Genomic DNA, 553 nt, shown 5'->3' with positions numbered 1-553 from the left:
AAAAGAATGGTTGGCTGTCCGTGATTATGTAAGACAACGTGATAAGATGACTTGCGTAAGATGTGGCGCATTCGGTGCTAAAAAATACGAAGTAGACCATATTATAGAACTAACTTGGGAAAATCTTGATGATTGGAAANACAAAATGGGGACTATATGTATACTAAAAAACTTGAAAAAGATAAAATTGACCCTACTGTTGCTTTGACAATGGCTTTAGAAATGGCGGTGTCAGATGAAGTATAATGTTGACACAGTTCGAGAAAGTGGTTGGTATAATAAAAAAGAATGGTTGGCTGTCCGTGATTATGTAAGACAACGTGATAAGATGACTTGCGTAAGATGTGGCGCATTCGGTGCTAAAAAATACGAAGTAGACCATATTATAGAACTAACTTGGGAAAATCTTGATGATTGGAAAATAGCGCTGAACCCTGATAACCTACAACTCCTTTGTAAGTCTTGCCATAACAAGAAGACAAGCGAGTATAAACGTGGGAAAGGTGTGAGTTTATGGTAGAAAGGGGAAAAATTGAACTTATTCGGAAAAGTG

The 553-nt window shown here is 37.1% G+C and carries 1 protein-coding gene; it reads left to right on the top strand.

The genetic code is table 11. The features are described 5' to 3' along the window. Positions 1-235: 235 nt before the first annotated feature. Positions 236-520 (top strand): HNH endonuclease, encoded by a 285-nt coding sequence (locus FDW96_RS11805; RefSeq protein WP_036853146.1) that lies wholly within the window; start codon positions 236-238, stop codon positions 518-520. Positions 521-553: the final 33 nt, after the last annotated feature.

It is taken from the genome of Citrobacter sp. TBCS-15, assembly GCF_005280815.1.
Lineage (GTDB): Bacteria > Pseudomonadota > Gammaproteobacteria > Enterobacterales > Enterobacteriaceae > Citrobacter > Citrobacter werkmanii.
Note: the sequence above shows the minus strand (reverse complement) of the source record. Positions and strands in the feature narration are given on the sequence as shown.

Excerpts from the sequence above, each read along its gene's own strand:
- FDW96_RS11805 (WP_036853146.1), top strand. The coding sequence starts at position 236 with ATGAAGTATAATGTTGACACAGTTCGAGAAAGTGGTTGGTATAATAAA.